Source organism: Kitasatospora sp. NPDC096077 (assembly GCF_040303245.1).
In the GTDB taxonomy this organism is placed as follows: Bacteria; Actinomycetota; Actinomycetes; order Streptomycetales; family Streptomycetaceae; genus Kitasatospora.
In genome coordinates this window covers 1-26,583 of sequence record NZ_JBEOSV010000064.1, presented here as the reverse complement: position 1 = coordinate 26,583, position 26,583 = coordinate 1, and the positions used below count along the sequence as shown (strand labels likewise).

Here is a 26,583-nt window from a genome sequence, read left to right as displayed (position 1 = left end):
GCGAGTCCGCGAGGCGGACAATGGCCACCAGCAGAACCAGCACGACCAGCAGACCCAGCAGGCCCTCCACCCGACGAGAAAGGGCACCCGCCCATGACCCCGTCCGCCGACGACCGCACCACCGCCGAGGCCGGCCACCCCTCCGCCCGGCTCCTCGTGGTCGACGACGAACCCGCCCTCCGGGACGCCCTGGAGAGCAGCCTCGCCTTCGAGGGCTACGAGGTCGCCACCGCCACCGACGGCTACGAGGCCCTGGAGTCCGTCGAGCGCGACAAGCCCGACCTCGTCCTGCTGGACATCATGATGCCCCGGATGGACGGCCTCACCGCCGTCCGCCGGATGCGCTCCCGCGGCGACACCGTCCCCGTCCTGATGCTCACCGCCCGCGACGCCGTCGGCGACCGCGTCACCGGCCTCGACGTCGGTGCCGACGACTACCTCGCCAAGCCCTTCGAGCTCGACGAACTCCTCGCCCGCGTCCGCGCCCTGCTGCGCCGCAACGCCCTCGCCACCGAGGCCGCCGCCCGCGCCTCCGTCGAGGACGACAGCGAGGTGCTCGCCTTCGCCGACCTGAGGATGAACACCGCCACCCGGGAGGTCACCCGCGGCGGCAAGGCGGTCGAACTCACCCGCACCGAGTTCATGCTGCTGGAGATGTTCCTCTCCCACCCCCGGCAGGTCCTGACCCGCGAGCAGATCCTCAAGGCGGTCTGGGGCTTCGACTTCGAACCGTCCTCCAACTCCCTGGACGTGTACGTGATGTACCTGCGCCGCAAGACCGAGCAGGGCGGCCTGCCGCGGCTCATCCAGACCGTACGCGGCGTCGGCTACGCCCTGCGCCCGGCCGCCGGCACCAGCGCGTGAGCACTGTTCCGCCCCCGCCCCTGGCTCCCCCGCGGGCGCCCGGCCGCCGCGCGCGCGCCGTCCACTGGTACCGCTCCCGCTCGCTCCGCGGCCGCCTCACCTTCCTGAGCGCGGCGGCGGTGGCGGTGGCCATCGCCATGTCGGCGCTGGCGTGCTGGTTCATCGTGGAGAGGCAGCTGTACGGCCAGGTCCGAACGGAACTGCTCGACGCCCCGACGCCCCGCGCCGTCCCCTCGGTCGTGTACTGCGCCAACTCCCCGCAGGAGGCGCCGACAGCACAGGGAGGCTCGTCGTCCGAGGGCAGCAACCCGCTCAGGGACCTCCAGTTCGTCCTGGCGAACACCGGTCAGGTCTGCTTTCCCATACGAGCCGGCCGAGCCATCGCGATCGAACCGAGTGACGCCCAGGGCTACCACCTCAAGCCCGGCCAGACGATCGTCCGTGACGGCTACTACGCCAACGGCGATCCCGCCATCATCCGCATCTCCGCCGCCCAGGGCCACAACCTCGGGCCGGCCATCGCGATGGTCGCCACCCCCACCAAGTCCGTCGAGGACTCCCTCCAGGGCCTCGCCGTCCTCCTCGGTGCCGTCTCCCTCGGCGGCATCCTGCTCGCCGCCGTCGCCGGCCGCCTGGTGGCCCACTCCTCCCTCAAGCCGGTGGACCAACTCACCGACGCCGTCGAGCACATCGCCCGGACCGAGGAGGTCGGCACCACCATCCCGGTGCACGGCGACGACGAGATCGCCCGGCTCTCCACCTCCTTCAACTCGATGAGCACCGCCCTCGCCAACTCCCGCGAGCGGCAGACCCGGCTGATCGCCGACGCGGGCCACGAGCTGCGCACGCCCCTCACCTCGCTGCGCACCAACGTCGACCTGCTGATCCGCAGCAACGACACCGGCCGCCCGCTGCCGGCCGCCACCAAGACCAAGCTGCTGGGCAACATGAAGGCCCAGATGCAGGAACTCACCGTGCTGATCGGCGACCTGCTCCAGCTCTCCCGTCCCGACACCCCCAAGGCCGGTCCCAACCTCACCGTGGTCGCCCTGCACGAGATCGCCGGCCGGGCGGTCGAGCGCGCGAAGCTCCGCGGTCCCGGCCTGGTCTTCGAGGTGAGCACCGAGCCCTGGTACGCGCACGGCGACGCGGCCGGCCTGGAGCGGGCGGTGATCAACCTGCTGGACAACGCGGTCAAGTACAGCCCGCCCGGCGGCACCATCGACGTCCGGCTCCACCAGGGCGTGCTGACCGTCCGCGACCACGGCCCCGGCATCCCGCCGGACGAACTGCAGTACGTCTTCGACCGGTTCTGGCGCTCCCCCTCCTCCCGCCAACTGCCCGGCTCCGGCCTGGGGTTGTCGATCGTCGCGCAGAGCGTCCGGGAGGCCGGCGGCGAGGTCACGCTCGGCCCGGCCGGGGACGGCGGACCGGGCGCGCTGGCGACCGTGAGACTTCCCGGCGGCCCCGCCCCCGAGTAGCCGCCGGGAACAACGGACGGGCGGGGCGCCCCGACAGCGCCCCGCCCGTCCTCGGATCCGGCCGACGGCCGGTCAGTCGATGTCGCCGCCCGGGCCGAGGACCTTGATCCGGTCCTGGGCCGGCGCCTTCAGCGGCGAGCCCGCCGAGCTGTGGGCCGTCAGGTAGGCCGTGAAGACGTCCAGGTCGGAGACGCCGACGAGCTTGTCGGTGCCGGCCGCGAAGGCCGGGAAGCCGTCGCCGCCGCCGGCCAGGAACTCGTTGGCCGCGACCCGGTACCTGGCGGCCGGGTCGACCGGGGCGCCGTTCAGCCGGATCGAGTCCAGGACCACCCGGTCCGCGCCGGTCTTGCGCATGTCCAGGGTGTAGTGGAGGTTGTTCGACACCTGGAGGACCTTCGGTGCCGCGTCGTTGAGGCCGCTCACCTGCTGCTGCAGCAGCTGGATCAGCTGGGCCCCGGTCAGCGTCTTGACCTGCATCATGTTGGTGAACGGCTGGACGGTGAACGCCTCGCCGTAGGTCACCACCCCGTCGCCCTCACCGCCCGAGGCCTTGTAGACCAGGTCGGAGCGCAGGCCCCCGGGGTTCATGAAGGCGACCTGCGCCCCACCCTTGTCGGCCGGGGCGAGCCCCTCCAGCTGGGCGTCGGCGATCACGTCACCGAGCGGCTTCTCCAGGTCGCCGCTGCCACGGCCGTTGATGTCCGAGGCGATCCAGCCGATCGGCCTATTGGCCTTCGGGGCGGCCAGCTTGGAGTAGCGGTCGATCAGCGCCGTCATGTCCGGGGCCTTCTCGACCGTACGGCGCACCACGTGGTTCTCGGCCTTGACCGACGGGCGGACGATCTCGCCGGTGGTCTTGTCCAGCTTCATGTCGATCTGGGTGAACAGCCGGCCGAAGGAGGCGGCGCTGGTCACCGAGCGCGGCACGCCGTTGGGGTCCGGGATGCTGCAGGAGTACGCGTTGTGGGTGTGGCCGGTGACGATGGCGCCGACCGCCGGGTCGATCTTCTTGGCGATGTCGACGATCGGTCCGGAGATCCCCTGGCCGGCCGGGCCGCAGTCGTAGTTGTAGACACCGCCGGCCGGGTAGCCGCCCTCGTGGATCAGCGCGACGATCGAGTTGACGCCCTTGGCCTTGAGCTCCGCGGCGTACTTGTTGATCGTGCTGACCTCGTTGCCGAACTTCAGGCCCTTGACGCCCTCCGCCGTCACGATGTTCGGCGTGCCCTCCAGGGTGACGCCGATGAAGCCGATCTTCACGCCCTGCGACTTGGTCACCCAGTACGGCGGCAGCAGCGGCTTGCCGGTCTGCTCGTCGGTGACGTTGGCCGACAGGTAGTTGAAGTTGGCGCCCTTGAAGGTGCGACCGGGCTCGTAGCAGCCGTCGGTCGGGTGGCAGCCGCCCTCCTGCTTGCGCAGCAGCTCCGCCGCGCCCTGGTCGAACTCGTGGTTGCCGACCGAGGTGACGTCCAGGCCGAGCTTGTCCATCGCCTCGATGGTCGGCTCGTCGTGGAACAGCGCCGAGGTGAGCGGGCTGGCGCCGACGATGTCACCGGCCGCGACGGTGATCGAGTCGTCGGCCGGGATCCGCGCCTTGCGCAGCTCGGTGGCCAGGTACTCGATGCCGCCGGCCGGGGTCGAGACCACCTGGCCGGTGGCCGGGTCGATCTCCTTGATCGTGCCGGATGAGCCGGCCGGGGGCTCCAGGTTGCCGTGGAAGTCGTTGATCGCCAGCAGCTGGAGGTTGACGGTCTTGTGACGCTTGGCGTTGGCGTCGGCGGCCTGGGCGGCCGTCGGCACGACCACCGTGCCGAACAGACCTGCGGCGGCGACGACGGCGAACGCCGCCCGTCGGGATCTGACGGTGAGCATGAGAGGTTCCCCTGCACTGTGGAGGAGCACGCGGCGGCGAGGGCACCGGTGCGTGGGCGATGTGTTGCGCGAGTGCAGCCTAGGGTCAACGCGCGTAGCTGTCAGGGTGTCTGACGTAACGAGAGGATTACCTGTCGACGAACCACCGCCGTCCCGACGGGACCGGTGGCCTGCGCACGACCCCCCGAAGGCGCCCCGGGCCGCGGCCCAGGGCCCCGCTCAGACCCCCGGCTCGGCCGCCAACTGCCGCTCGGCCCGCGCCCGTTCGGCCACCGCGTCCTCGGTCATCGCCCGGTCGGTGTACACCAGCGGCCGCTCGGTGTCGGTGATGATGTGCTTGACCACCTGGACGTTGCCGTTGACGTCCCAGACCGCGATGCCCGGCGACAGGGTCGGGATGATCTCCACCGCCCAGCGCGGCAGGCCCAGCACCCGGCCGGTGGCCCGCGCCTCCTCGGCCTTCTGCATGTAGATCGTCCGGGTGGAGGCCATCTTCAGGATCGCCGAGGCCTCCTTGGCCGCCGCCCCGTCCACCACGTCCGACAGGTGGTGCACCACCGCCACGAAGGAGAGCCCGAGCCGGCGGCCGAACTTCAGCAACCGCTGGAACAGCTGCGCCACGAACGGGCTGTTGATGATGTGCCAGGCCTCCTCGACCAGGAAGATGCGCTTCTTCCGGTCCGGCCGGATCCAGGTGTGCTCCAGCCACACCCCGACGATCGCCATCAGGATCGGCATCGCGATCGAGTTGCGGTCGATGTGCGAGAGGTCGAAGACGATCAGCGGCGCGTCCAGGTCGATGCCGTCGGTGGTCGGGCCGTCGAACATGCCGCGCAGGTCGCCGTCGACCAGCCGGTCCAGCACCAGCGCCACGTCCAGGCCCCAGGACTGCACCTCGTCCACCGCCACGCCCAGCGACTCCACCGAGGACAGGTCGGGGTTGCGCAGGGTGTCGATGATGTCGTCCAGCACCGGCTGACGATCCCGCACCGAGGCCACCACATGGGCGTGCGCGGCCTTCAGCGCGAAGCCCGCCCGCTCCTCCAGGCCGCGCCCCATCGCCACCTCGACGATGGTGCGCAGCAGCGACAGCTGGCCGGTCTGGGTGATCGCCGGGTCCAGCGGGTTGAGCTTCACCCCGCCGTCCCGGGCCGCCATCGGGTCCAGTCGGATGGACTTTATGCCCAGCGCGTTCGCGATCAGGTTCCACTCGCCGACGCCGTCCTCGCCCTGCGCGTCGAGCACCACGACCTGCCGGTCCCGGAACCTCAACTGCCGCAGCACGTACGTCTTCTCCAGCGCGGACTTGCCGTTGCCGGACTCGCCCAGCACCAGCCAGTGCGGAGCCGGCAGCTGCTGCCCGTACAGCTGGAAGGGGTCGTACACGTAGCCCTTGCCGCTGTACACCTCGCGCCCGATGATCACCCCCGAGTCGCCCAACCCCGGTGCGGCGGTGGGCAGGTAGACCGCCTGGGCCTGGCCGGTGGAGGTGCGCACCGGCAGCCGGGTGGTCTCCACCTTGCCGAACATCAGGCTGGTGAACGCGTCGGTGAGGTTGCCGAGCGCCATGGGCGGCCTCCTGGTGTCAGCGGGCGGGGTGGACGGTCACGGGCGGCGGGTCAGCGCCGGATGCCGGTGGCGAACGGCAGGGTGTTGACGAAGGCCCGGTGGTGCTCGCGGTCGCACCACTCCAGCTTGAGGTAGCTCTTACCGGCCGAGGCCCGGATGGTCCGCTTGTCGCGGGCCAGCGCGTCGGGGTTGCGCGAGGAGACCGTGATGTAGCCGACCAGGTTCACCCCGGCCGCGCCGGAGGCCAGGTCGTCACCGCGCTGGTCCACCCGGCCGGTGTGGGCCAGGTCGCGCGGGTCGACCGTGCGGTTCATCTTGGCCGCGCGGCTGGCCTCCGCCTCGTCGTTGGTCTTCTCGGTCAGCATCCGCTCGATCGCGACGTCGGTGGGCTCCAGGTCCATCGTCACCGCGACCGTCCGGATCACATCCGGGGTGTGCACCAGCAGCGGGGCCAGGAAGTTGACGCCCACCGGGGTGAGCGGCCACTCCTTGACCCACGCCGTCGCGTGGCACCACGGCTCCCGGGTCGCCGACTCCCGGGTCTTCGCGGTCAGGTACTGCGGGTGGGTCGCGTCCAGCTCGGCCGGCCAGGCGTTGCGCCGGGACATCGCCTGGATGTGGTCGATCGGGTGGTCCGGGTCGTACATCGAGTGCAGCAGCGAGGAGAGCCGGGCCTGGCCCAGCGGCTGGCGCACCCTGATGTCCGCCTCCGCCAGCCGGGCGCAGATGTCGGTCAGCTCGCGGGCCATCACGGCCGCCAGCCCGTCGTCGTCCCGGGACGGGGCACCGGCCGCGCGCTTGTCGTGGGCGCTGCGGCCCATCGCGTGCGCCTCCGCCGCCAGGTCACGGGTGTAGTGCATGCAGGCCACCAGGTACGCCCGGTGCTGCTCCGAGGAGGTCGACACCATCGACTGCAGCTGGTCGTACGAGTCCTGCAGCCAGCGCGGCGCGTCGTGGTCCCCGCGCCGCTCGACGTCCTTGGCGTGCGCGTCCGGGTCGGCCGGCAGGGTGCGGGCCAGGATCTGCAGCCGGGTCACGAAGCCGTCCCCGTTGGCGACGTGCTTCAGCAGCGTACCGAAGCGGTCGACCAGCGCCTCCTGGTCCTCCGAGTCGCGCAGCCCGACGCCCGGGCCCTCGATCTCGATCGCGGCCGTCACCGTCCGCCGCTCCAGGTGCATCAGCACCCCGACCTCGTCCGGCCCGAACGGCGCGGTCAGCCAGCGCAGCCGCCCCACCCCGGGCGGCGGGCCGATCTCCACCTCCCGGCCGTCCATCCGGGTACCCGCGTCCATCGCGTCCGAACGCCACAGCCCGCGCCCGCTGCGGGCCGTCCGGCGGTAGGTGCGGTTGATCTCCACCCACTTGTAGAACGTCCGCTTGCGGTACGGCACGTAGACCGCCGCGATGGCCAGCAGCGGCAGGCCGATCAACCCGGCGATCCGCAGCGCCAGGACCGGCATCAGCAGACCCCAGAGCATCCCGAGGAACGCCCCGAAGATGATCAGCAGGATCTCCCCGGACTCCCGGTTCCGGCCGATCGGCGCGTTCGGGCGGGCCTTGCCGATCAGGTAGGTGCGGCGCTGGTGCACGTACGGCTGGGCGTACTGGGCCCCGTACTGGCCGAGCGGTTCGCTGCTCACTTACCCGTCACCCTCCCTTCGCTGGATTGCTGTCGCGGATCGGAACCGGGGCCTGCGGCGGCCCGGCCTGCGGCGGCGGGGCCGGCGTCCGGCCGGCGTGCGCGGCGATGCCGGGCGCGACCGAGCCGCCGCCCGCACCCCCGCCACCCCCGCCGGCCGCCTGCGGACCGCGGTCACCGTGGGTCGTGATGCCCTGCTTCATCAGGTTCGCGGTGCCGTTGATCATCGCCGAACCGGCCTGCACCGCGCTCGCCCGGGCCCGCCGCATGTTCAGCATCTCGTCGCCGAAGGTCGGCACGAAGCGGTACACCGCGGCACTCGCGAAGATCGACAGGAACAGGATCGCCAGCCCGGACAGCACCCGGGCGAAGTCGTCGTTGGCCCCGGCACCGGTCGCCACCGCGCCCGCCAGACCCAGGATGATCACGATGATCGGCTTCGCCAGATCCACCGCCAGCATCATCCCGGCCCACCGGCGCACGTGCTTCCACAACTGCCGGTCCACCAGCCCCGCGTACACCGCCGTCCCCAGCAGCGCCCCCACGTAGAGCATCGCCGCCCGGATCACCAGCTCGATCCAGAGCGCCGCCGCCGCCAGCACCGCCACCAGCGACACGATCACCAGGATCAGCGGACCGCCGCCGACGTTCCCCTTCTCCAGGGTGTCGGCGAACCCGCCCAGGTACGTCCCGGTGTCCGACTTCGTCCCGACCGCGATCGCCTTGGTCAGCCCGTCGGTCACGCTCACCACGGTGTACAGGATCAGCGGCGTGAAGGCGGAGGCCACCACGGTCAGCCACAGGAAGCCGATCGCCTCCGAGATCGCCGTCGTCAACGGCACCCCGCGCGCCGCCCGCTTGGTCACCGCCAGCAGCCAGAGCACCAGCGTGATCACCGTCGACACCGCGAACACCACGGCGTACTGCTGCAGGAACGACTGGTTGGTGAAGTCCACCGACGTCGTCCCGTCGATCGCCCCCGACAGGTTCCGCACCACCCAGGCCGCGGCCTGGGCGCAGCCCTTGGCCAGCGACCCGAGGGGGTCGGTGACGGTCCCTACGGTGCCGCTCCCGGGGAGGGCGCCGCCACCGGGCGGAGCGCAGTAGACGTCGTTTCCGGGGAGTGGAACACCCGGGCACGCCGTGTTGGTGACGCCCGCGCTGGGGGTTGGCGCCGGATCCGCTATCGCGCGGTTGGCCGCCAGCACGGCCGAGACGGCGCCGAACAGCGCTGCGCCGGCCACACGGCCGACGAACCGCCTGGCGAGACCGGAATTGCCGTCAGCGGGCATAGCGGAAGCCTCCGAACTGCTCGACGGCACCAGTGATCTCCTCCGCGGTCGCGGCTTGCTGGTCCGGCGGGACGGGGGCGGGGCCCGCCGCTCGGCTGAAGTCGGTCAGTTTCCAGTCCGTCCCGGTCCACCGCAGGCTGAGGTTGAGCGTGAACCATTCCTCGGACACCGGCTTGGTCGAACGGTCTCCGGCCAGCCCGAACAGCCCGTTGCACCAGACGTCGACCTTGACGCTCTCCGCGGTGTAACCGTTACTCCTGGTCCCGACCGGAATCGTCCGGCTGACGAAGGTCAGTCCCTTGGGTGGCCGGCCTTGGGCGTCCACACCGAACCGGGCCGCCGTCTCCGGGGAGAAGCCCTGGTCCAGCCGGCTCTGCAGTGCCCCCGCCGCGCCCGGGTCGGCGATGGTGGCGACGATGGTGTGGCGGCTGTCGGTGCGGAACATGTCCGCGGAGCCGATCGCCACCGCGTAGTTGGCCGCGGCGGACTGGGCGCCCTGCTCGCTGTGCGGGAAGCCGGAGGCGATGCCGTTGACGGTGGTGCCGACGGGCTGGTCGCCGCTGGGGGCCGGGCCGGCGCCGGAAGTGGCGTTCGCGGCCGCGTGGTCGGCGGAGCTGCCGCTGCTGCCGCCGGAGCCGGGCTTGCCGCGGTTGGCGATGGAGATGGCGACCACGAGCAGGGTGACGACCACCAGGACGGTCAGCAGGGTGCGCAGCGGCCTGGACTGACGGATGGTCGGAAGTTCCGAGGGCTGTTCGTCGACCGGCAGCCGCGTACGGGTGTGCGGCTGGTCGTCGGACAACGGCACGGCGGCCCTCCTGGTGCGGGGAGCCGGGGCGGCTCCGGGGGCCCTCCGCCCGGGGGCGGGCGCGGACGGAGGGTGGGAACGGGGGGTGGACTCCTGGCGGGTCGGACCGTTGGGGAGGTCCGGGCGGAGGACCTGCCCTCAGACGGGCCGGGTCACTGCTGTCCGATCGTCAGACAGCCATGCCGTAGACAATGGTGAACAGAGTGCCGAGTGATCCAATGATGAACACGCCGGTCAGTCCGGCGACGATCAGCCCCTTGCCCTGTTCGGCGCCGAAGCTGTCCCGCATCGCGGTCGCGCCGATCCGCTGTTTGGCCGCCCCCCAGACGGCGAGGCCGAGGCAGATGAGGATGGCGACGGCCATGATGACCTCGACCATCACCCGGGCCTCCGACCCGAGGCTCGCGAACGGGCCCCAGTCCGGGGCGATCCCGCCGATGATGGTGTCGATATTCGGCTTCTTGGGAGGGTCCTCGGCCAGGTGGCCGACCGCATAGGTGTGCACGCTGCTCAGGTTCATTTCCATCTCACCGCCCGATCAGGCAAATTCAAGGGCCCGGACCCCGCCCGCGCGAAGGGTCGGTGCCTATTCTTGGCCAGATCTGATGTCGACTTGGCTACTTCTCGCGGATTGGTCGTGAGGCATCGGACACGTACGCGAGGATGTCCACCGTACGAAGGATAGCGCTCACTCTTTGTATCTCTGATGATTGCGGTGAGCAACGCCTTCCGGGACACTTCGACTGACGATTCGTCGGGATGGTGCTGATGGTACTCCGGAAGGCCGGTACGGCCGCCGCTGCGGCGGGAGTTGTTGCGTTCGGGTTCCTCGGTCTGGTCACGATCGGGACGTATGCGGCAAGTGGGACGCCGCAGCAGTCGGCGAATCGTTCCGCCCTCTCCCCCGGCACCGTCCCGGCGGCCTACCAGGACGCGATCCAGAAGTGGGGCTCGCTCTGTCCGGAGATCTCCCCGCCGATGCTCGCCGCGCAGCTGTACCAGGAAAGCGGTTTCGACCCCAAGGCCCAATCCCCGGTCGGGGCACAGGGAATGGCGCAGTTCATGCCGGACACCTGGCCGGTGTACGCGACGGACGGTGACGGGGACGGCAGGAAGGACGTCTGGAACCCGTACGACGCGATCGCCACCGCGGCGGTCTACGACTGCGCGCTGGCCAAGGACGTCGCCGGGGTGCCGGGCGATCCGCAGGCCAACATGCTGGCGGCCTACAACGCCGGCCCGTACGCGGTGACGAAGAACCGGGGCGTCCCGCCGTACAAGGAGACCCAGGGCTACGTGCGGAACATCCAGGCGATGGCCCGCAGTTTCGCCGCGCCGCCCACGCCGACCGCGCCGCTGGAGGTCTCCCCGCAGTCGGCCGCCGCGATCTACTTCGCCCAGACCAAGCTCGGCACCCCGTACCTGTGGGGCGGTGACGGGGCGCCCTGGCAGAACGGGCGGTTCGACTGCTCCGGGCTCACCGTGGCCGCGTTCCAGACCGTGGGCATCACCCTCCCCCGGGTGGCGAACGACCAGTGGTACGCCGGTCCGCACCCGTCACGGGATCAGTTGCGGCCGGGCGACCTGGTGTTCTTCGCGACCGACCTGAGCGACCCGCGGAGCATCCACCACGTGGGGATCTACGTCGGCGGCGGCTACATGATCAACGCGCCGCACACCAACGCGGTGATCCGCTACGACAAGATCGACACCAAGGAGTACTTCGGGGCGACCCGGGTCACCACGGACGGCGCCCAGGCACTGCCGAGCCGCAACAACGACAGCGGCGCGATCAACGCCCCGAGTCGCCCGGGCACCACGGCACCGACCACGCCGGCCGCACCCGCGACCCCGGCCGCACCCGCCCGGCCCGCGGTCGCCGCCCCGCCCGCCCCGACCGGGCCGGGCCGACCCGACGGACCGGCCGGAACCACCGGTACCGGCTGAGTCGTCCGTCGATCTGTGTGCGGCCTGTGGACGCTGAGTCAAGTTTCCATAACCGCGCGTTTCCGTGGAACGCTTGGTCCCGGCGATGACGTTGGGTCCGGTGGTCCCTCGTCAGCTTTCCGCGCCGGGCGGGCCCCGGCGGGAACGAACAGGTGCAGCGGACCAGAAGGAGGTGCGGCGTGTCGACGCCGCTTGCCGACACGACCAACCCCGACCTCGGCCTGCTCTACGCCATCAACGGCCTGGCCAAGCGCTCCCCGCAGTGGCTGGACCACCTGGTCTCGTGGATCGGTGAGTACGGCATCCTGATCGGCCTCGGGATGCTCGGGCTGGTGGGCTGGCTGCAGGCCAGACGCCGGACGGACGCCCCGGTGGCGATCGCCGGGCTGCTCTGGGTGCCGCTCTCGGTGGCGATCGCCGAGCTGGCCAACCTGCCGATCGCCGCGATCGTGAACCGGCCGCGGCCCTTCGTCGACCACCCGGGGCTGCTGGTGCTGGTGGACGGCAAGGCGGGCACCCACTCCTTCGTCAGCGACCACTCGACCATGACGATGGCGGTCGCGGTGTCGCTCTTCCTGGTGAACCGGAAGCTGGGCTGGATCGCCGGGGGCCTCGCCCTGCTGCAGGGCTTCTGCCGGATGTTCATGGGCGTCCACTACCCGACCGACGTGATCGGCGGCTTCGCGCTGGCCGTCGCCGTGGTGCTGCTGCTGGCGCCGATCGCGATGGCGGTGCTGGTCCCGTTCTGCCACGCGCTGACCCGGACGGCGGTCGCCCCGCTGATCCGGGCACCGGAACGCGCCGGCAGCGGCGGCAGGAACAAACCGGCAGCGGCGGCAGGAACAAAAAGGGCGGCAAGGGCCGCGGCGCCGCCCCGCGCGGACGGCGGCGCGGGCGCGACGCGGTGCGCTGCGAGGAGCAGCCGCCGGAGTCCGACCTCGCGGCCTGATCGGCCCCGCCGGGAAATGGTCTAGTCCGCCGGATCGCCGCCGGATCCGGCGAGGTGGTCGGCCCCCTCGCGGCGGGCCAGGTCACGGGAGCGGCGGGCGGCGGAGTACCAGCCGCAGCTGCAGGTCGCGAAGGCGAAGGAACCGCGTTCGCTGACCGCGACACGGTGCTCGGGCATCGGGGTGGTGCCGGGGACGACCGGCAGCTCACTGTGCACGTCGTTCACCGTAACGCGCCGGGCGGCCGGTGCGCGAACCCCGTCGGGACCCCGGACCCGTAACTCTTGGCGCTCCAACTCGTTTGCCCGGAAAGAGCTCTGTCCGCTGCGGCGTCCGGCAGGGCAGTCGGGCCCGAGGGGGTTGTCGCGAGGATGAAGATGACCGACCAGCAGCGAACCGGACGGTCGGCGCGCCGACCGGGGCCGCACCTGCGTTCGGCGGCCGGGGCCGCCCTGCTGGCCGCCGCCCTGGCCGCGGGGGCGGCCGGGTGCTCGGGCCACTCCGGCGGCGGCTCCGCCGACCAGCAGTCGAGCGCCCCCGACCAACTGGCCGCCGACCCGCTGACGGCGGTCCGCAACGCGGCCGACATCACCGGCCGCACCGGCTCCGCGCACGCCGGCACCGAGCTGGTGACGGAGTCCGCCGACAAGAAGGCCTCCTTCACCGGGACCGGCGGCTACGACTACGTGAAGCGGATCGGCCGGCTGGAGGTCCAGGTGCCGCCGGGCGCGGCGACCACCGGGAAGATCGTCGAGGTGGTCCTGCCGGGCACCGTCTACCTGCAGAACAGCGGCGCGAAGGTGCCCGAGGGCAAGTGGGTCAAGCTGGACGTGCGCCAGCTGCCGGACGGCAACCTGGTCAGCGGCGGCGCCACCGACCCGGCCTCGGCGGCGGGTGCGCTGCGCGGGGCGCAGAAGGCCGACCTGGTCGGCACCGAGACGGTGGACGGCACCCCGCTGCACCACTACCGGGGCACCCTGGACCTCGCCAAGGCGGCCGACGCCACCGGCGGCCGGGGCGGGGACGGCCTGCGGATGGGCGGGCAGACCTTCACCGTCAAGGAGGTCCCGTACGACGCCTGGCTGGACGACCAGGGCCGGCTGCACAAGGTGGTCGAGGTGTTCACCTTCGCCGGGGTGGCCGGGTCGAAGGAGGCCAAGGACCAGGTGAAGGTCACCTCGACCACCTCGCTGTCGGACTTCGGCAAGCCGGTCGAGGCGGCCGAGCCGGCGGCCTCGGACATCTACCAGATGAAGCCCTCGGAGAGCCCGAAGTAGCACCCGGGGCAGGGCCCGGGGCAGCGCTCCGGCGCCGGGGCGAAGCGGGGCGCCGCCGGAGCGGGTGGCCGTCCGGGGAGCGACGGCCACCCGTTTCGGCGGCGCCGAGATGGCCCGTCCGTGCCATGTGGACGGGCCCCGGAGTGCCTAGGCTGGACGTCGGGTGGCTGCCGCCCGGGCTGGCGAGGCACTGAAGGGGTGGTGCAGGTGGTGTCGTCCACGGGCGGCCGCAGCGGTGGCCACGACGACGCGGCCCTCGACGAGATCGAGCTGGCCGGCGAGCTGATGATCGCCGCGACGGCCAGCGCCGGTGACCGGCTGCCGACCGAGCGGATCGACGAGGTGCTGCTGGACCGGGTGGATCCGGCCCGGGCCGAGCGGGAGGGCGACGGCTGACGAGCGGCGGTCAGTGGTCGGCGGTGCGACCGACCGGGCAGCCGGGGCGCCCCGGGCCGTCCGCCGGCGGGTCAGCTGCGCAGCAGTCGGCCGATCGCGGCCGTGGCCTCCGCCACCTTGGCGTCCAGTTCGGCCCCGCCCTGTTCGGCGGCCGCGGCGACGCAGTGCCGCAGGTGCTCCTCCAGCAGGGAGAGCGCGAAGGACTGCAGGGCCTTGGTGCTGGCCGAGACCTGGGTGAGCACGTCGATGCAGTAGACGTCCTCGTCGACCATCCGCTGGAGGCCGCGGATCTGGCCCTCGATCCGGCGCAGCCGCTTGAGGTGGGCGTCCTTCTGGGCGCTGTAGCCGTGCGGGCCGTGACCACCCGCGTGGCCCGCGGCGGCGGGGGTGTCGGCCTGCGGCTCGGTGCCGGGCGTGTGGTCCGGCTCGGTGCGCGCTTGCGTCGTGGTCATCGGCCCGCCTTCGTCTGAGTGCCTGGTGGCTGCGTCGGCCACCAGTGTCCAACACCGGGGCCCCGTGTGGTGTTCCGACGGCCCACCCGGCATGTGCCGGAGCGCCCGGTGGGGATCGTGCCGGGGTTCACCCGTCTGAGCGGCGCCCCGGTCGTGCGCGCGCAGGACGAGGGCGATCCGGGCGAGGTTCCGTCAGACTGGGGCCTCGCGTCCGCGTTCAACCGTGCGGTCGGGCCATCCGGTGCGACACGAACGGAAGGGGAGGATCCGCCTCCCCGGCCACCACCCCATTTGCGCGATCGTGCTCGGTTGCACCTAGCATCGTTCAGTCCCTACCCCGCACATCGGAGAATTCCGTGCGTTTTAGCCTGACCCCGAAGGAGACGAGTTTCTACGACATGTTCGCCGCCGCCGCGGAGAACCTCGTCGTCGGATCGAAGCTCCTGCTGGAACTGCTGGGATCAGACGTGTCGGCCCGCGCGGAGATCGTCGAGCGCATGCGCGCCGCCGAGCACGCCGGGGACGACACCACCCATGCCGTCTTCCACCAGCTGAACTCCTCCTTCATCACGCCCTTCGACCGCGAGGACATCTACAGCCTGGCCTCGTCGCTGGACGACATCATGGACTTCATGGAGGAGGCCGTCGATCTGGTCGTCCTCTATGACATCCAGACCCTGCCGAAGGGCGTCGAGCAGCAGATCGAGGTGCTGGCCCGGGCCGCGGAACTCACCGCCGCGGCGATGCCGAACCTGCGCAGCATGTCGAACCTCACCGAGTACTGGATCGAGGTCAACCGCCTGGAGAACCAGGCCGACCAGATCCACCGCAAGCTGCTCGCCCACCTGTTCTCCGGCCAGTACGACGCCATCGAGGTGCTCAAGCTCAAGCAGGTCGTGGACGTCCTGGAGGAGGCGGCGGACGCTTTCGAGCACGTCGCCAACACGGTGGAGACCATCGCCGTCAAGGAGTCCTGACCCTCGTGGACATGGCAGCACTCATCGCCGTCATCGGCGTTGCGTTCTTCTTCACGTACACCAACGGCTTCCACGACTCGGCTAACGCGATCGCCACGTCGGTCTCGACCCGGGCGCTGACCCCGAAGGCCGCGCTCGCGATGGCCGCCGTGATGAACCTGGCCGGTGCCTTCCTGGGCAGCGGGGTGGCGCACACCGTCTCCAAGGGGATCATCGAGACCCCCACCGGCAACCAGGGGATGGCGATCCTGTTCGCCGCCCTGGTCGGCGCGATCGCCTGGAACCTGATCACCTGGTACTTCGGTCTGCCGTCCTCCTCCTCGCACGCGCTGTTCGGCGGCATGGTGGGCGCGGCGCTGGCCGGCGGCATCGACGTGATCTGGAGCGGGGTGATCGACAAGATCGTCATCCCGATGATCGTCTCGCCGATCGTGGGTCTGATCGGCGGCTTCGCCGTGATGCTGGCGATCCTCTGGCTGTTCCGCCGGGCCAACCCGCACCGCGCCAAGCGCAACTTCCGGGTCGCCCAGACCGCCTCGGCCGCCGCGATGGCGCTGGCGCACGGTCTGCAGGACGCCCAGAAGACCATGGGCATCGTGGTCATGGCGCTCACCATCTCGGGCCACCAGACCACCGGAGACATCCCGGTCTGGGTGAAGATCTCCTGCGCGACGATGCTCTCGCTGGGCACCTACGCGGGCGGCTGGCGGATCATGCGGACCCTCGGCCGCAAGATCATCGAGCTGGACCCGCCGCAGGGCTTCGCGGCCGAGGCCACCTCGGCGGCGATCATGTACATCACGTCGTTCGTCTTCAAGGCGCCGATCTCCACCACCCACGTGATCACCGCGGCGATCATGGGCGCGGGGGCCACCAAGCGGATCCGCGCGGTGCGCTGGGGCGTCGCCAAGAACATCGTGCTCGGCTGGTTCATCACGATGCCGGCGGCCGCCATCGTCGCAGCGCTGATGTACTGGTTCGTCCACCTCTTCTGGGGCTGACGCCCAAGAGCCGGCGGGCGACCCCCGCCCCGAGGCGCAACCGGAGGCGAGCGGGCGAAGCACCGCCCCGAGCCGAAGGGCCGCGCCGGTGCCGAAAGGGAGAAGCGACAAGCGAGGTACGAGCGCCGGAGCGCCGACCGTCGGCACCGGACCAGAGCGGCCCGGAGGCGAGCGGGCGAATCACAGAGCAGGGCCCGCCCCCCACATCTCGGGGGGCGGGCCCTTCTTCATGCCCCGCGGCGGCACCGCCATGCAGCACCGCGGGACAGCTGGGGTCCGGCTCTAGCCGAAGCGGCCGGAGATGTAGTCCTCGGTCGCCTGCACCGACGGGTTGGAGAAGATCCGCTGGGTGTCGTCCAGCTCGATCAGCTTGCCCGGCTGGCCGACGCCCGCCAGGTTGAAGAAGGCGGTGCGGTCGCTGACGCGGGCCGCCTGCTGCATGTTGTGGGTCACGATGACGATGGTGAACTGCGACTTCAGCTCGCCGATCAGGTCCTCGATGGCGAGGGTGGAGATCGGGTCGAGCGCGGAGCAGGGCTCGTCCATCAGCAGGACCTGCGGCTCGACGGCGATCGCGCGGGCGATGCAGAGGCGCTGCTGCTGGCCGCCGGAGAGGCCGGCGCCCGGCTTGTTCAGCCGGGTGTGGACCTCGTTCCAGAGGTTGGCGCCCTTGAGCGAGCGCTCCACCACCTCGTCCAGGACGGCCTTCTTCTTCACACCGGCGAGCTTGAGCCCGGCGACCACGTTGTCGTAGATCGACATGGTCGGGAACGGGTTCGGGCGCTGGAAGACCATGCCGATCGAGCGGCGCACGGCGACCGGGTCGACGTTGGAGGCGTAGAGGTTCTCGTCGTCCAGGAGGACCTTGCCCTCGACCCGGGCGCCGGGGATCACCTCGTGCATCCGGTTGAGGGTGCGCAGGAAGGTGGACTTGCCGCAGCCGGAGGGGCCGATGAAGGCGGTCACCGAGCGGGGTTCGATGCTCATCGAGATGTCCTCGATGGCCTTGGTGGTGCCGTAGTAGGCCGACAGTCCGCTGACGTCGATGCGCTTGGCCATGATCGTTGCTTCTCTCGTCTGTCTTCGTACGTCAGTCGGTCGCTCAGTGTCCGGCCTTGGGCGAGCGCCAGCGTGCGATGCCCCGGGCGATGAGGTTGAGCCCCATCACGAAGGCGATCAGCACCAGCGCGGCGCCCCAGGCACGGGCGTAGCCGAAGTCGTTGTTGACCACCGAGTACTGCTGCCAGATGTACATCGGCAGGGACTGCTGCGGTCCGTCGAACGGGTTGCTGTTGATGTAGTCGGCGCCGAACACCAGCATCATCACCGGGGCGGTCTCGCCCGTGATGCGGGCGACCGCGAGCATCACACCGGTGGTGATGCCGCCGATCGCGGTGGGGAGGACGATCCGCAGGATGGTCTTCCACTTCGGCACGCCGAGGGCGTACGACGCCTCGCGCAGCTCGTTCGGGACGAGCTTGAGCATCTCCTCGGTGGAGCGGACCACGACCGGGATCATCAGGATCGCCAGCGCGAGGCTGCCCGAGAAGCCGGAGTAGTTGAAGCCCAGGGCGAGGTTCCAGAGCGAGAGGATGAACAGACCCGCGACGATCGACGGGACGCCCGTCATGACGTCGACGAAGAAGGTGACGGTCTTGGCGAGCCGGCCGCGGCCGTACTCGACCAGGTAGACGGCGGTGAGCAGACCCACCGGGGCGGCCATCAGGGTGGCCAGGCCGACCTGCTGGAGGGTGCCGAGCAGCGCGTGGTAGATGCCGCCGCCGGGGCCGGACTGGATGACGCCCTTCATCGAGTGGCTCAGGAAGTTCCCGTTCACCACGCCGATGCCCTGCTGGATCGTGTAGACGGTCAGCGAGGCCAGCGGGACGACCGCCAGGATGAAGGCGACCCAGACCACCGAGGTGGCGAAGCGGTCCTTGGCCTGGCGGCGGCCCTCGACCTGGGCCGAGAGCAGGTAGCTGCCGAGCAGGAAGAGCAGGGCCGAGATCAGGCCCCACTGGAGGTGGCTCTCCAGGCCGGCGGCGGCGCCGATCCCGCAGCCGACCGCGATCGAGGCGACGGCGACGACGGGCGGGGTCCACTTGGGCAGCCGGTTGGCGGTGAGCTTCTGGCCGATCTGCGGCCGGGCGTCCTCGGGGACGGTGGTGACGGTGGTCATGCGTTGGCCCCCGAGTACTCCTTGCGGCGGGCGATGATCAGTCGCGCGGCACCGTTCACCAGGAGGGTGATGACGAACAGGACGAGGCCGGAGGCCATCAGCGCGTCGCGGCCGTTGTTGCCGGCCTCGGCGAACTTCAGTGCGATGTTCTGCGCGAAGGTGCCGCCGCCCGCGTCCAGGATGTGCAGCGACAGGACGCTGTTGGCGGAGAGCACCACCGCGACCGCGATGGTCTCGCCGAGCGCGCGGCCGAGGCCGAGCATGGAGGCCGAGATGATGCCGGGGCGGCCGAACGGCAGCACCGCAGTGCGGATCATCTCCCAGCGGGTCGCGCCGAGCGCGAGCGCCGCCTCCTCGTGCATCCGCGGCACCTGGCGGAACACCTCGCGGGAGACCGCGGTGATGATCGGCAGGATCATGATCGCCAGCAGGATGCCGACGGTGAACAGGTTGCGCGGGGGGCCGCTCGTGGTCTGGTCGAAGAGGTACGTCCAGCCCAGGTACTGGTTGAGCCAGCTGGTCAGCCCGTCCATGTGCGGGACCAGGAACAGCGCGCCCCAGAGGCCGTAGACGATGCTGGGGACGGCGGCGAGCAGGTCGACCAGGTAGGCGAACGGCTGGGCGATCCGGCGCGGCGCGTAGTGCGAGATGAACAGCGCGATCCCGATGGCCACCGGGACGGCGATCGCCATCGCGATGAGGGCACTGACGATGGTGCCGAAGGCCAGGACGGCGATGCCGAAGACCGGCTTCGGGGCGTCCGGCATCCACTCGAAGGTGGTCAGGAAGTTGCCGTCGTTGTTGCTGAGCGCGATGCCCGAGCGCCAGGCCAGGAAGCCGGCGATCGCGGCCATGATGACCAGCAGCAGGATGCCCGCACCGCGGGCGAGGTTCATGAAGATCTTGTCGCCGACGCGGCTGTCGCGCGCTCGGCGTTCCCTGCCTCGCGGGGCGGCAGGGGAGGATGAAGTCATTGGTCTACTCCGGTCTGGTGGTGCCGCCCCGGAAGGGGGACGGCACCCTGGCGGCGGTGCCCCGGACGGTGGTGCTGGATCGGTGCGTTCCGTCGGGACGGCCCCGGCCCCCCTCGCTCACGGGGCCGTCCCTACGGGCGTCCGGTCGGATCAGGCGAGGGCGGAGACCGCGGCCTTGACCTTGTCGCCGATCGCGGCCGGCATCGGGACGTAGCCCTTGTCGCCGATCGACTTCTGGGCGGCGTCGCTGATGGTGTAGGTCAGGAAGGACTTCAGGGTGTCCAGGGTCTCGGCCTTGTTGCCCTTGTCGCAGGCGATCTCGTAGGTCACCAGGACGATCGGGTAGGCGTTGTCGGCCTTGGTGCCGTAGTCCAGCGACAGCGCGAGGTCGCCCTCGGTGCCCGACACGGTGGAGGAGGCGATGGTGAGGGCCGCGTTGGCGGCGGTGGCCTCGACCGGCTGAGCGGCGCCGGTGGCGATCTTGGCGCTCTTCAGGTTGTTGGTCTGGGCGTAGGACAGCTCGGCGTAGCCGATCGAGTTCTTGACCTGCTTGATCTGGGCGGAGACGCCGGCGCTGCCGTTCGCGGACTGGCCCTTGTTGCCCTTCCAGGTCTTGTTCGGCTCGGCCGTCCAGGCGCCACCGGAGGTCTTGGCGAAGTAGGACGTCAGGTTGAACGTGGTGCCGGAGTCGTCCGAACGGTGGAAGGTCTGGATGTCGGCGTCCGGCAGCTTGGCTCCCGGGTTCAGGGCGGCGATGGCCGGGTCGTTCCACTTGGTGATCTGCGAGTCGAAGATCTTGGCGGCGGTCGGGCCGTCCAGGACCAGGTTGTCGACGCCCTCGACGTTGTAGACCAGCGAGACCAGGCCGGCCACCATCGGCAGGTCGATCGCCTTGCCGCCGGTGCAGACGGCCTTGGAGGCGTCCACGTCGGCCGGCTTCAGCGCGAAGTCGGAGCCCGCGAAGGCGACCTTGCCCTGGTTGAACTGCTGGACACCGGCACCGGAGCCGCCGCCGCTGTAGTTGACGGTGGTGCCCGAGCAGGCGGAGCCGAAGGTGGTCTTCCACACGTCGATCGCGGGGGCCTGCGCGGTCGAGCCCGCGCCGAGCAGGGTGCCGGCCTTGCCACAGTTGACCGCGGAGCTGGCCGCGGCGGAGCCGCCGGAGCCACCGGACGCCTTGGTGTTGTTGTTGTCGTCCGAACCGCAGGCGGCGAGCGACAGCGAGCTGACGAGCGCCATGGCACCGATGGCGAGGGCCTTGGAGCGGCCGTTCCGCTGGAGCTTCACAGGGTGTCCCTTTCTGTGGCATTGCCCGTTGCGCGGGGCCGTGCGGACACGGCCGGGCGTGGGTTCTGCTGTGGTCCGGGGCCCGTTCGGCCCTCCGGTAGTCCCGAAGTTAGGCCGGGTAAGTGACACGTCAGCCGGTCGCAAGTGAACGGAGAGTGAACCTCGAACGGATGACAGGAAACTACGTCACGTAGTAACGGTTGCGTCACGGCGCGGGCGCGGGAAGATCACTTCCGCCCTTCCGTGCCCGGGGATTCCTCGCACGCCCGTACGGGCCTCGCCCCCAGGATCACCAGCAGGGCGTCCACCAGCAACCGGTCGCGGTCGTGCGTCAGCCGGGCGCGGGCCTTGCCGGCCGGCAGCCACTCCATCCGGTCGACCTCGCGGTTCGGCCGGAAGGCCCCGCCGGTCGGCACCGCCGCCCAGTACCGGACCTCCTTCGGCCGGCCCTGCGCCAGGTAGTGCTGGGTCGGCAGCTCCGGACCGAGCAGACAGTGGAAACCGGTCTCCTCCCACACCTCGCGCAGCGCCGCCTCGACCGGCCCCTCGCCCGGGTCGAGCTTGCCCTTCGGCAGGCTCCAGTCGTCGTACTTCGGGCGGTGGATCAGCGCGATCCGCGGCCGCCCCAGCCGACCGCTCGGCTTGGGCCGTCCGGGCAACCAGAGCACCCCGCCCGCCGCCAGGACCACCGGGGCGCGGCCCGCGCCGGCCGTGGTCGGGGCCGACAGCTGCCCGCTGCTCAGGCGATCACGCAATTCAGGCCGTCCGTGGTGCGGGGGAATGCCCCCAGCCCTCGGCAGGGGGGATCTCCAGCCAGCCGTCCAGACCCGGCGGGAGTTCGGGCCACCGGCGGCCGAAGGCGTACCGCGCCGCCTCCACCTCCAGTCGCTGATCAGCATGCACCACGCCCAGTACGTAGGCCGTCGCCGGGGTGATCCGCGGGGTGCGCGCCGCGGTCGCGGCGGTGACCGCGGCGTCCGCCGCCTCCTGGTGCCGGCCCAGTACCGCGTCCAGCTCGTCCAGCTCGGCGGACGGACGGCCGCACACCTCCAGCGCGTACCGGGCCCGCTTCACCAGGATCCGCAGCCGGGACCAGGGCGCGTCGTCGGCCGCCAGCGCGGTGTCCGCGTCCGCCGCGCCGCGCGCCACCGGCACCGCGCCCAGCCGGCGCAGCCCGTCCCCGCCGTACGGCGTCGCGGCCCGCTGCAGCGGCAGCTGCTGGGCGCTCGCCGCCAGCGCGGTGAACGCGGCCGCCGCCTGCGGCAGCAGCACCGCCGCCGCCCGGCCGCCCGCCGCCTCCAGCAGCGGGGCCTCGCCGACCAGCAGGGTCATCCGGTCCGCCAGCGCGTGCAGCCGGGCCGAGCGCAGCTCCTGCAGCACGGTGGAGTGCGCCCTGGTCCGGGCCAGGGTCAGCTGGCGGTCCAGCAGCGCCCGCGCCTTGGGGGCGCCCGCGTGCCCGGCCAGCATGCCCGTCCCCTCCGGGTCCGTGCCGCTCAGCGAGTCCACCGCGCCCAGCAGCCGGGCCGAGCGACGGACGTAACCGGGCTCCAGCGCAAGCAGGTTGAGCAGCCAGCGCAGTTCGGTCCGCGACTCCTGCGCCCAGGCCTGCTCGAACACGGCGCCGAAGGTGTGCAGCAGCCCGCCGATCCGCCGGACGGCCCGCAGCAGGTCGACGGTGCCGCTCGCCGGGACGGCCGCGGCCGAACCCGGTCTGGCGCCGACCTCGCCCACCGCGAGCGGCAGGGCGCGCAGGAACGCCCCGGCCTGGGCGGTGAGCTGGCGGGAAAGGATGTCCCCGGCGGTCGCTGTGGAGGCCGCCTGGGCCGTCATCGGCGCTTCGGTCATGGCGTGGTAGATCCCCGTTCCCCCGGGGACCTTCCCCCGGAGCTGGTGGCCGACCGCCGGAAACGGCTCCCCCGGGGCCCCGGGGGCCCCGACCGTTCCGGCGGCTCGCATCAGTGGACGCGTCAGCGCGAGGTGGCGGCCCGGCGGCGCTGGCGCGAATCGATGAGCAGGTCCTGGACGTGCCGCAGCGGGCGGCCCTCGGCGTCCTGGGAGCGGCGGGCCCAGGCACCGTCCGGCGCCAGGTGCCAGGACTCGGTCTCGTCCGACACCCCCAGGTCGATCAGCCCCGACAGCTCGGCGCGGTGCGCCGGGTCGGTGATCCGCAGCAGGGCCTCGATCCGGCGGTCCAGGTTGCGGTGCATCATGTCGGCGCTGCCGATCCACACCTCCGGATCGCCGTTGTTGCCGAACACGAAGACCCGGGAGTGCTCCAGGAAGCGCCCCAGGATGCTGCGCACCCGGATGTTCTCGCTGAGCCCCGGCACCCCCGGCCGGATCGCGCAGATCCCGCGCACCCAGACGTCCACCGGCACCCCGGCCTGCGAGGCCCGGTAGAGCGCGTCGATCACGGCCTCGTCGACGATCGAGTTGACCTTGAGCTTCACGTACGCGGGCCGACCGGCCCGGTGGTGGGCGATCTCGTTGTGGATCCGCGAGACCAGCCCGTCCCGCAGACCGCGCGGGGCGGTCAGCAGGCGGCGGTAGGACTCCCGACGGGAGTAGCCGGACAGCCGGTTGAACAGGTCCGAGAGGTCCGCGCCGACCTGCGGGTCGGAGGTGAGCAGACCGAGGTCCTCGTACACCCGGGCCGTCTTCGGGTGGTAGTTGCCGGTGCCGACGTGCGAGTAGCGGCGCAGGGTGTCGCCCTCCTCGCGGACCACCAGCGACAGCTTGCAGTGGGTCTTCAGCCCGACCAGGCCGTAGACCACGTGGCAGCCGGCCTCCTCCAGCTTGCGGGCCCACTTGATGTTGGCCTGCTCGTCGAAGCGCGCCTTGATCTCGACCAGCACCAGCACCTGCTTGCCGGCCTCGGCCGCGTCGATCAGCGCGTCCACGATCGGCGAGTCGCCCGAGGTGCGGTACAGCGTCTGCTTGATCGCCAGCACGTCCGGGTCCGCGGCGGCCTGCTCCAGGAAGGCCTGCACCGAGGTGGAGAAGCTGTCGTACGGGTGGTGCAGCAGGACGTCGCGCTCGCGCATCGCGGCGAAGATGTCCGGCTGGGAGGCCGACTCGACGTCGGTCAGCCCGCGGGCCGTACCGGCCACGAACTTCGGGTACTTGAGCTCCGGCCGGTCCAGCTCGGCGATCCCGAACAGCCCGGTCAGGTCCAGCGGCCCGGGCAGCGGGAAGACCTCCGCCTCGGTGATGTTCAGTTCCCGCACCAGCAGGTCCAGGATGTAGGGGTCGATCGACTCCTCGACCTCCAGCCGCACCGGCGGGCCGAAGCGCCGCCGCATCAGCTCCTTCTCCAGGGCCTTGAGGATGTTCTCGGTGTCGTCCTCCTCCACCTCCAGGTCCTCGTTGCGGGTGACCCGGAACGCGTGGTGGGCGAGCACCTCCATCCCGGGGAAGAGCTCCTCCAGGTGCGCGCCCATGACGTCCTCCAGCGGGACGTACCGCTGAGGCGAGGCCTCCAGGAAGCGGGCCAGCGACTGCGGCACCTTCACCCGGGCGAAGTGCTTGTGGCCGGAGACCGGGTTGCGGACCACCACGGCCAGGTTGAGGGAGAGCCCCGATATGTACGGGAAGGGGTGCGCCGGGTCGACCGCCAGCGGGGTCAGCACCGGGAAGATCTTCTGCCGGAACAGGGTGTGCAGCCGGGCCTGCTCCTTCTCCGCCAGCTCCGGCCAGCGGACCACCTCGATGCCCTCGGTGGCGAGGTCCGGCAGCACCTCCTGCTGGAACGCGGCGGCGTGTCGGGCCATCAGCTCGCGCGAGCGGGTCCAGATCAGGTCCAGCACCTCGCGCGGCTGGAGGCCGGACGCGCTGCGCTGGGCGACGCCGGTGGCGATCCGGCGCTTGAGGCCGGCCACCCGGACCATGAAGAACTCGTCCAGGTTGCTGGCGAAGATCGCCAGGAACTTCGCCCGCTCCAGCAGCGGTATCTCCGGGTCCTCGGCCAGCTCCAGAACGCGTTCGTTGAACGCGAGCCAGCTGCGCTCACGGTCCAGGAACCGGCCCTGGGGCAACGCTTCGAACTCCTGCTCGTCCGAGGCCGGCAGCTCCGGGGGGACGACCAGGGCGGTGGACATCCGGGCCGTCGGCGACGCCGGGGCAGGGACGGGGCGGGGGGTGCTCATGGGTTCCAGCTCCTCCAGCAGGACGGCGTCCGGACGCGATGGGCTCTGCGGGCCGTCGCCCTCGCCCCGGGTCGCCCCCGGAGACAGCGCCCACCCACCGGGCGCGGTCCGTACAGGACCGGCCGGAGAAGGGCGGTCGACTCTGCACGAGCGAGACACTACGGACTTCATCCTGTGATCTTCGCGGCAGCAATTGAATCCACGGTAAACACCGCATGGCCAGGAGGAAAGCTGAGTCGGTCGGAGCAAGGGGCGGAGCCGGGTCCGGCCCCTCGCCCGCGACCGCTTCGTTACCGCCGCAGGGGTGTCGCAGGGGTGTCGCAGAGGGTCCCGCAGGGGTGCCGAAGCTGCTGCTAGTGGGCGGTCCGGTACCGGGCGCGGTACATGAGGTCCACCTCGTGGACGGTGAAACCCAGTCGCTCGTACACCCGGACGGCCGCCGGATTGTCGGCGTCGACGTAGAGCAGGACCGTCTCCAGTCCACGCTCGCCGGCGCCCGACCCCGTCAGATGACGCAGTCCCGCCGCGGTCAGCGCGCGGCCGAGGCCGCTGCCCTGCTCGGCCGGATCCACGCCGACGACGTACACCTCGCCGAGCTCCGGCTCAGTGGCGGTGGCCGGGTGCACCTTGGTCCAGTGGAAGCCGACCACCTTGCCGTCCCGGGTGGCCAGGAAGAAGCCGGTCGGGTCGAACCAGGGCTCGGCGATCCGCTCCGCCAGGTCCCGCTCCGTCCAGGAACCCTGCTCCGGGTGGTGGGCGAAGGCCAGGGCGTTCAGCCGCAGCCACTCCGCGTCGTCCTCCCCCGGACGGAAGGTCCGGAGCTCGATGCCCGCGGGGACGGCCACCGCCTCGGTCTGCCGACCGGTCCGACGCATCTGCCGCAGCTCGCGCACCAGTTCGGCACCGTATGCCTCGGCCAGGTGCCGGGCCGCCGGGTGGCCGCCGTGCACCCAGAAGTCCACCGCGTCCCGGCCGGCCGCGTGGGCCTCGGCCAGCACGGCGTCGACCAGCGGGCGGGCCAGGCCACGGCCGCGGGCGGCCGGGTCGACCAGCAACTCGGCGGCCGGATTGGCGGTCCCGGCCTCCGGCACCTCGACCTGGCCGTAGCCGACGACGGTCTCCGTTCCGGCCCCGGCCTCGGCCTCGGTCTCGACGACGTGGGTCACGCCCGGGCGAGGAGTCTCGGCGTTCCGAAGCCGGAGCCGGCCCTGCTCGGACACGGCGGCCCGGCCGTCGACCGCCTGCGCCTCCGCCAGCACGCGCAGGGCGCCGTCGCGCTGCTCGGGCCGGAGCACGTTGTTCGCAATGACCGCTGTCTGATCGTCCATGCCCCGACGATACGTCAAGGGAAATGCGAAAAGCCCCTGATCCGAAGGGATCAGGGGCTTTTCTGAATGATTGTTCGGCGGCGTCCTACTCTCCCACAGGGTCCCCCCTGCAGTACCATCGGCGCTGTGAGGCTTAGCTTCCGGGTTC

At 71.4% G+C, this 26,583-nt stretch carries 24 protein-coding genes and 1 rRNA gene; 8 read left to right on the top strand and 17 right to left on the bottom strand.

Going from position 1 to position 26,583, the window contains the following annotated elements:
- Nucleotides 1–93: 93 nt before the first annotated feature.
- Together ABTZ03_RS35030 and ABTZ03_RS35025 are read left to right on the top strand one after the other, a co-directional pair.
- Complete coding sequence (locus tag ABTZ03_RS35030) at nt 94–864, top strand: response regulator transcription factor (RefSeq protein ID WP_350517209.1); 771 nt, start codon at nt 94–96, stop codon at nt 862–864.
- Entirely contained in the window at nt 861–2,345 is a 1,485-nt protein-coding gene (locus ABTZ03_RS35025; RefSeq protein WP_350517208.1) for a sensor histidine kinase, read from the top strand. Before ABTZ03_RS35030 ends, ABTZ03_RS35025 begins: the two co-directional genes overlap by 4 nt.
- Before the next feature lie 72 nt (nt 2,346–2,417).
- Here ABTZ03_RS35025 and ABTZ03_RS35020 read toward each other — a convergent pair whose 3' ends face one another.
- The 6 genes from ABTZ03_RS35020 to ABTZ03_RS34995 form a co-directional block, all read right to left on the bottom strand.
- Nucleotides 2,418–4,217, bottom strand: coding sequence for a bifunctional metallophosphatase/5'-nucleotidase (locus tag ABTZ03_RS35020; protein ID WP_350517207.1), 1,800 nt, complete (start codon nt 4,215–4,217; stop codon nt 2,418–2,420).
- Between the two features lie 219 nt (nt 4,218–4,436).
- Nucleotides 4,437–5,786 (bottom strand): ATP-binding protein, encoded by a 1,350-nt coding sequence (locus ABTZ03_RS35015; protein ID WP_350517206.1) that lies wholly within the window; start codon nt 5,784–5,786, stop codon nt 4,437–4,439.
- 50 nt (nt 5,787–5,836) lie between these two features.
- Complete coding sequence (locus ABTZ03_RS35010) at nt 5,837–7,426, bottom strand: SCO6880 family protein (RefSeq protein ID WP_350517205.1); 1,590 nt, start codon at nt 7,424–7,426, stop codon at nt 5,837–5,839.
- Nucleotides 7,427–7,433: 7 nt separating this feature from the next.
- Complete coding sequence (locus ABTZ03_RS35005) at nt 7,434–8,717, bottom strand: hypothetical protein (protein WP_502894684.1); 1,284 nt, start codon at nt 8,715–8,717, stop codon at nt 7,434–7,436.
- Nucleotides 8,707–9,525, bottom strand: coding sequence for a hypothetical protein (locus ABTZ03_RS35000; RefSeq protein WP_350517203.1), 819 nt, complete (start codon nt 9,523–9,525; stop codon nt 8,707–8,709). Before ABTZ03_RS35000 ends, ABTZ03_RS35005 begins: the two co-directional genes overlap by 11 nt.
- Before the next feature lie 169 nt (nt 9,526–9,694).
- Nucleotides 9,695–10,045 carry a DUF8827 family protein gene (locus tag ABTZ03_RS34995; protein WP_350517202.1) on the bottom strand — a complete coding sequence of 117 codons (351 nt, stop codon included), beginning with the start codon at nt 10,043–10,045 and terminating at the stop codon, nt 9,695–9,697.
- A gap of 248 nt (nt 10,046–10,293) precedes the next feature.
- Here ABTZ03_RS34995 and ABTZ03_RS34990 point away from each other — a divergent pair, with 248 nt between their 5' ends.
- Both ABTZ03_RS34990 and ABTZ03_RS34985 read left to right on the top strand, forming a co-directional pair.
- Entirely contained in the window at nt 10,294–11,472 is a 1,179-nt protein-coding gene (locus ABTZ03_RS34990) for a C40 family peptidase (protein WP_350517233.1), read from the top strand.
- 179 nt (nt 11,473–11,651) lie between these two features.
- Nucleotides 11,652–12,446 carry a phosphatase PAP2 family protein gene (locus tag ABTZ03_RS34985; RefSeq protein WP_350517201.1) on the top strand — a complete coding sequence of 265 codons (795 nt, stop codon included), beginning with the start codon at nt 11,652–11,654 and terminating at the stop codon, nt 12,444–12,446.
- Here ABTZ03_RS34985 and ABTZ03_RS34980 read toward each other — a convergent pair.
- Nucleotides 12,443–12,637, bottom strand: a complete 195-nt coding sequence (locus tag ABTZ03_RS34980; RefSeq protein WP_350517200.1) for a hypothetical protein — start codon at nt 12,635–12,637, stop codon at nt 12,443–12,445. The two genes, ABTZ03_RS34985 and ABTZ03_RS34980, sit on opposite strands and share 4 nt — an antisense overlap.
- A 159-nt stretch (nt 12,638–12,796) precedes the next feature.
- Between ABTZ03_RS34980 and ABTZ03_RS34975 the strand changes: the two genes are divergently transcribed.
- Both ABTZ03_RS34975 and ABTZ03_RS34970 read left to right on the top strand, forming a co-directional pair.
- Nucleotides 12,797–13,696, top strand: a complete 900-nt coding sequence (locus tag ABTZ03_RS34975; protein ID WP_350517199.1) for an SCO4651 family lipoprotein — start codon at nt 12,797–12,799, stop codon at nt 13,694–13,696.
- 207 nt (nt 13,697–13,903) lie between these two features.
- Complete coding sequence (locus ABTZ03_RS34970; RefSeq protein ID WP_400929272.1) at nt 13,904–14,092, top strand: hypothetical protein; 189 nt, start codon at nt 13,904–13,906, stop codon at nt 14,090–14,092.
- A gap of 71 nt (nt 14,093–14,163) precedes the next feature.
- Here the strand turns inward: ABTZ03_RS34970 and ABTZ03_RS34965 are convergent, their stop codons facing one another.
- Entirely contained in the window at nt 14,164–14,544 is a 381-nt protein-coding gene (locus ABTZ03_RS34965; protein WP_350517198.1) for a metal-sensitive transcriptional regulator, read from the bottom strand.
- A gap of 356 nt (nt 14,545–14,900) precedes the next feature.
- Here ABTZ03_RS34965 and ABTZ03_RS34960 point away from each other — a divergent pair, with 356 nt between their 5' ends.
- Both ABTZ03_RS34960 and ABTZ03_RS34955 read left to right on the top strand, forming a co-directional pair.
- Nucleotides 14,901–15,521, top strand: coding sequence for a DUF47 domain-containing protein (locus ABTZ03_RS34960; protein ID WP_188298808.1), 621 nt, complete (start codon nt 14,901–14,903; stop codon nt 15,519–15,521).
- A 5-nt stretch (nt 15,522–15,526) separates the two neighbouring features.
- A complete protein-coding gene (locus tag ABTZ03_RS34955; protein WP_350517197.1) occupies nt 15,527–16,522 on the top strand; it encodes an inorganic phosphate transporter in 996 nt (331 codons plus the stop codon).
- A gap of 282 nt (nt 16,523–16,804) precedes the next feature.
- Here the strand turns inward: ABTZ03_RS34955 and pstB are convergent, their stop codons facing one another.
- The 9 genes from pstB to rrf form a co-directional block, all read right to left on the bottom strand.
- Nucleotides 16,805–17,581 (bottom strand): phosphate ABC transporter ATP-binding protein PstB, encoded by a 777-nt coding sequence (pstB, locus tag ABTZ03_RS34950; RefSeq protein ID WP_350517196.1) that lies wholly within the window; start codon nt 17,579–17,581, stop codon nt 16,805–16,807.
- Between the two features lie 43 nt (nt 17,582–17,624).
- Nucleotides 17,625–18,701, bottom strand: coding sequence for a phosphate ABC transporter permease PstA (pstA, locus tag ABTZ03_RS34945; RefSeq protein WP_350517195.1), 1,077 nt, complete (start codon nt 18,699–18,701; stop codon nt 17,625–17,627).
- Nucleotides 18,698–19,675: a phosphate ABC transporter permease subunit PstC gene (gene pstC / locus ABTZ03_RS34940; RefSeq protein WP_350517194.1), complete on the bottom strand. Its 978-nt coding sequence runs from the start codon at nt 19,673–19,675 to the stop codon at nt 18,698–18,700. The genes pstA and pstC overlap by 4 nt, the downstream gene beginning before the upstream one ends.
- A gap of 150 nt (nt 19,676–19,825) precedes the next feature.
- The gene (pstS, locus tag ABTZ03_RS34935; RefSeq protein WP_350517193.1) at nt 19,826–20,962 is read right to left on the bottom strand and encodes a phosphate ABC transporter substrate-binding protein PstS; all 1,137 of its coding nucleotides are present in this window, start codon (nt 20,960–20,962) and stop codon (nt 19,826–19,828) included.
- A 227-nt stretch (nt 20,963–21,189) separates the two neighbouring features.
- On the bottom strand, nt 21,190–21,690 hold the full coding sequence (locus ABTZ03_RS34930) for an NUDIX hydrolase (RefSeq protein ID WP_502894687.1): 501 nt from the start codon (nt 21,688–21,690) through the stop codon (nt 21,190–21,192).
- A 28-nt stretch (nt 21,691–21,718) separates the two neighbouring features.
- Nucleotides 21,719–22,807 (bottom strand): CHAD domain-containing protein, encoded by a 1,089-nt coding sequence (locus tag ABTZ03_RS34925; protein ID WP_350517192.1) that lies wholly within the window; start codon nt 22,805–22,807, stop codon nt 21,719–21,721.
- Between the two features lie 122 nt (nt 22,808–22,929).
- Nucleotides 22,930–25,107 (bottom strand): RNA degradosome polyphosphate kinase, encoded by a 2,178-nt coding sequence (locus tag ABTZ03_RS34920; RefSeq protein ID WP_350517191.1) that lies wholly within the window; start codon nt 25,105–25,107, stop codon nt 22,930–22,932.
- Between the two features lie 353 nt (nt 25,108–25,460).
- On the bottom strand, nt 25,461–26,435 hold the full coding sequence (gene mshD, locus ABTZ03_RS34915; RefSeq protein ID WP_350517190.1) for a mycothiol synthase: 975 nt from the start codon (nt 26,433–26,435) through the stop codon (nt 25,461–25,463).
- 72 nt (nt 26,436–26,507) lie between these two features.
- Nucleotides 26,508–26,583: ribosomal RNA gene (rrf, locus tag ABTZ03_RS34910) — 5S ribosomal RNA — on the bottom strand; the annotation flags it as partial.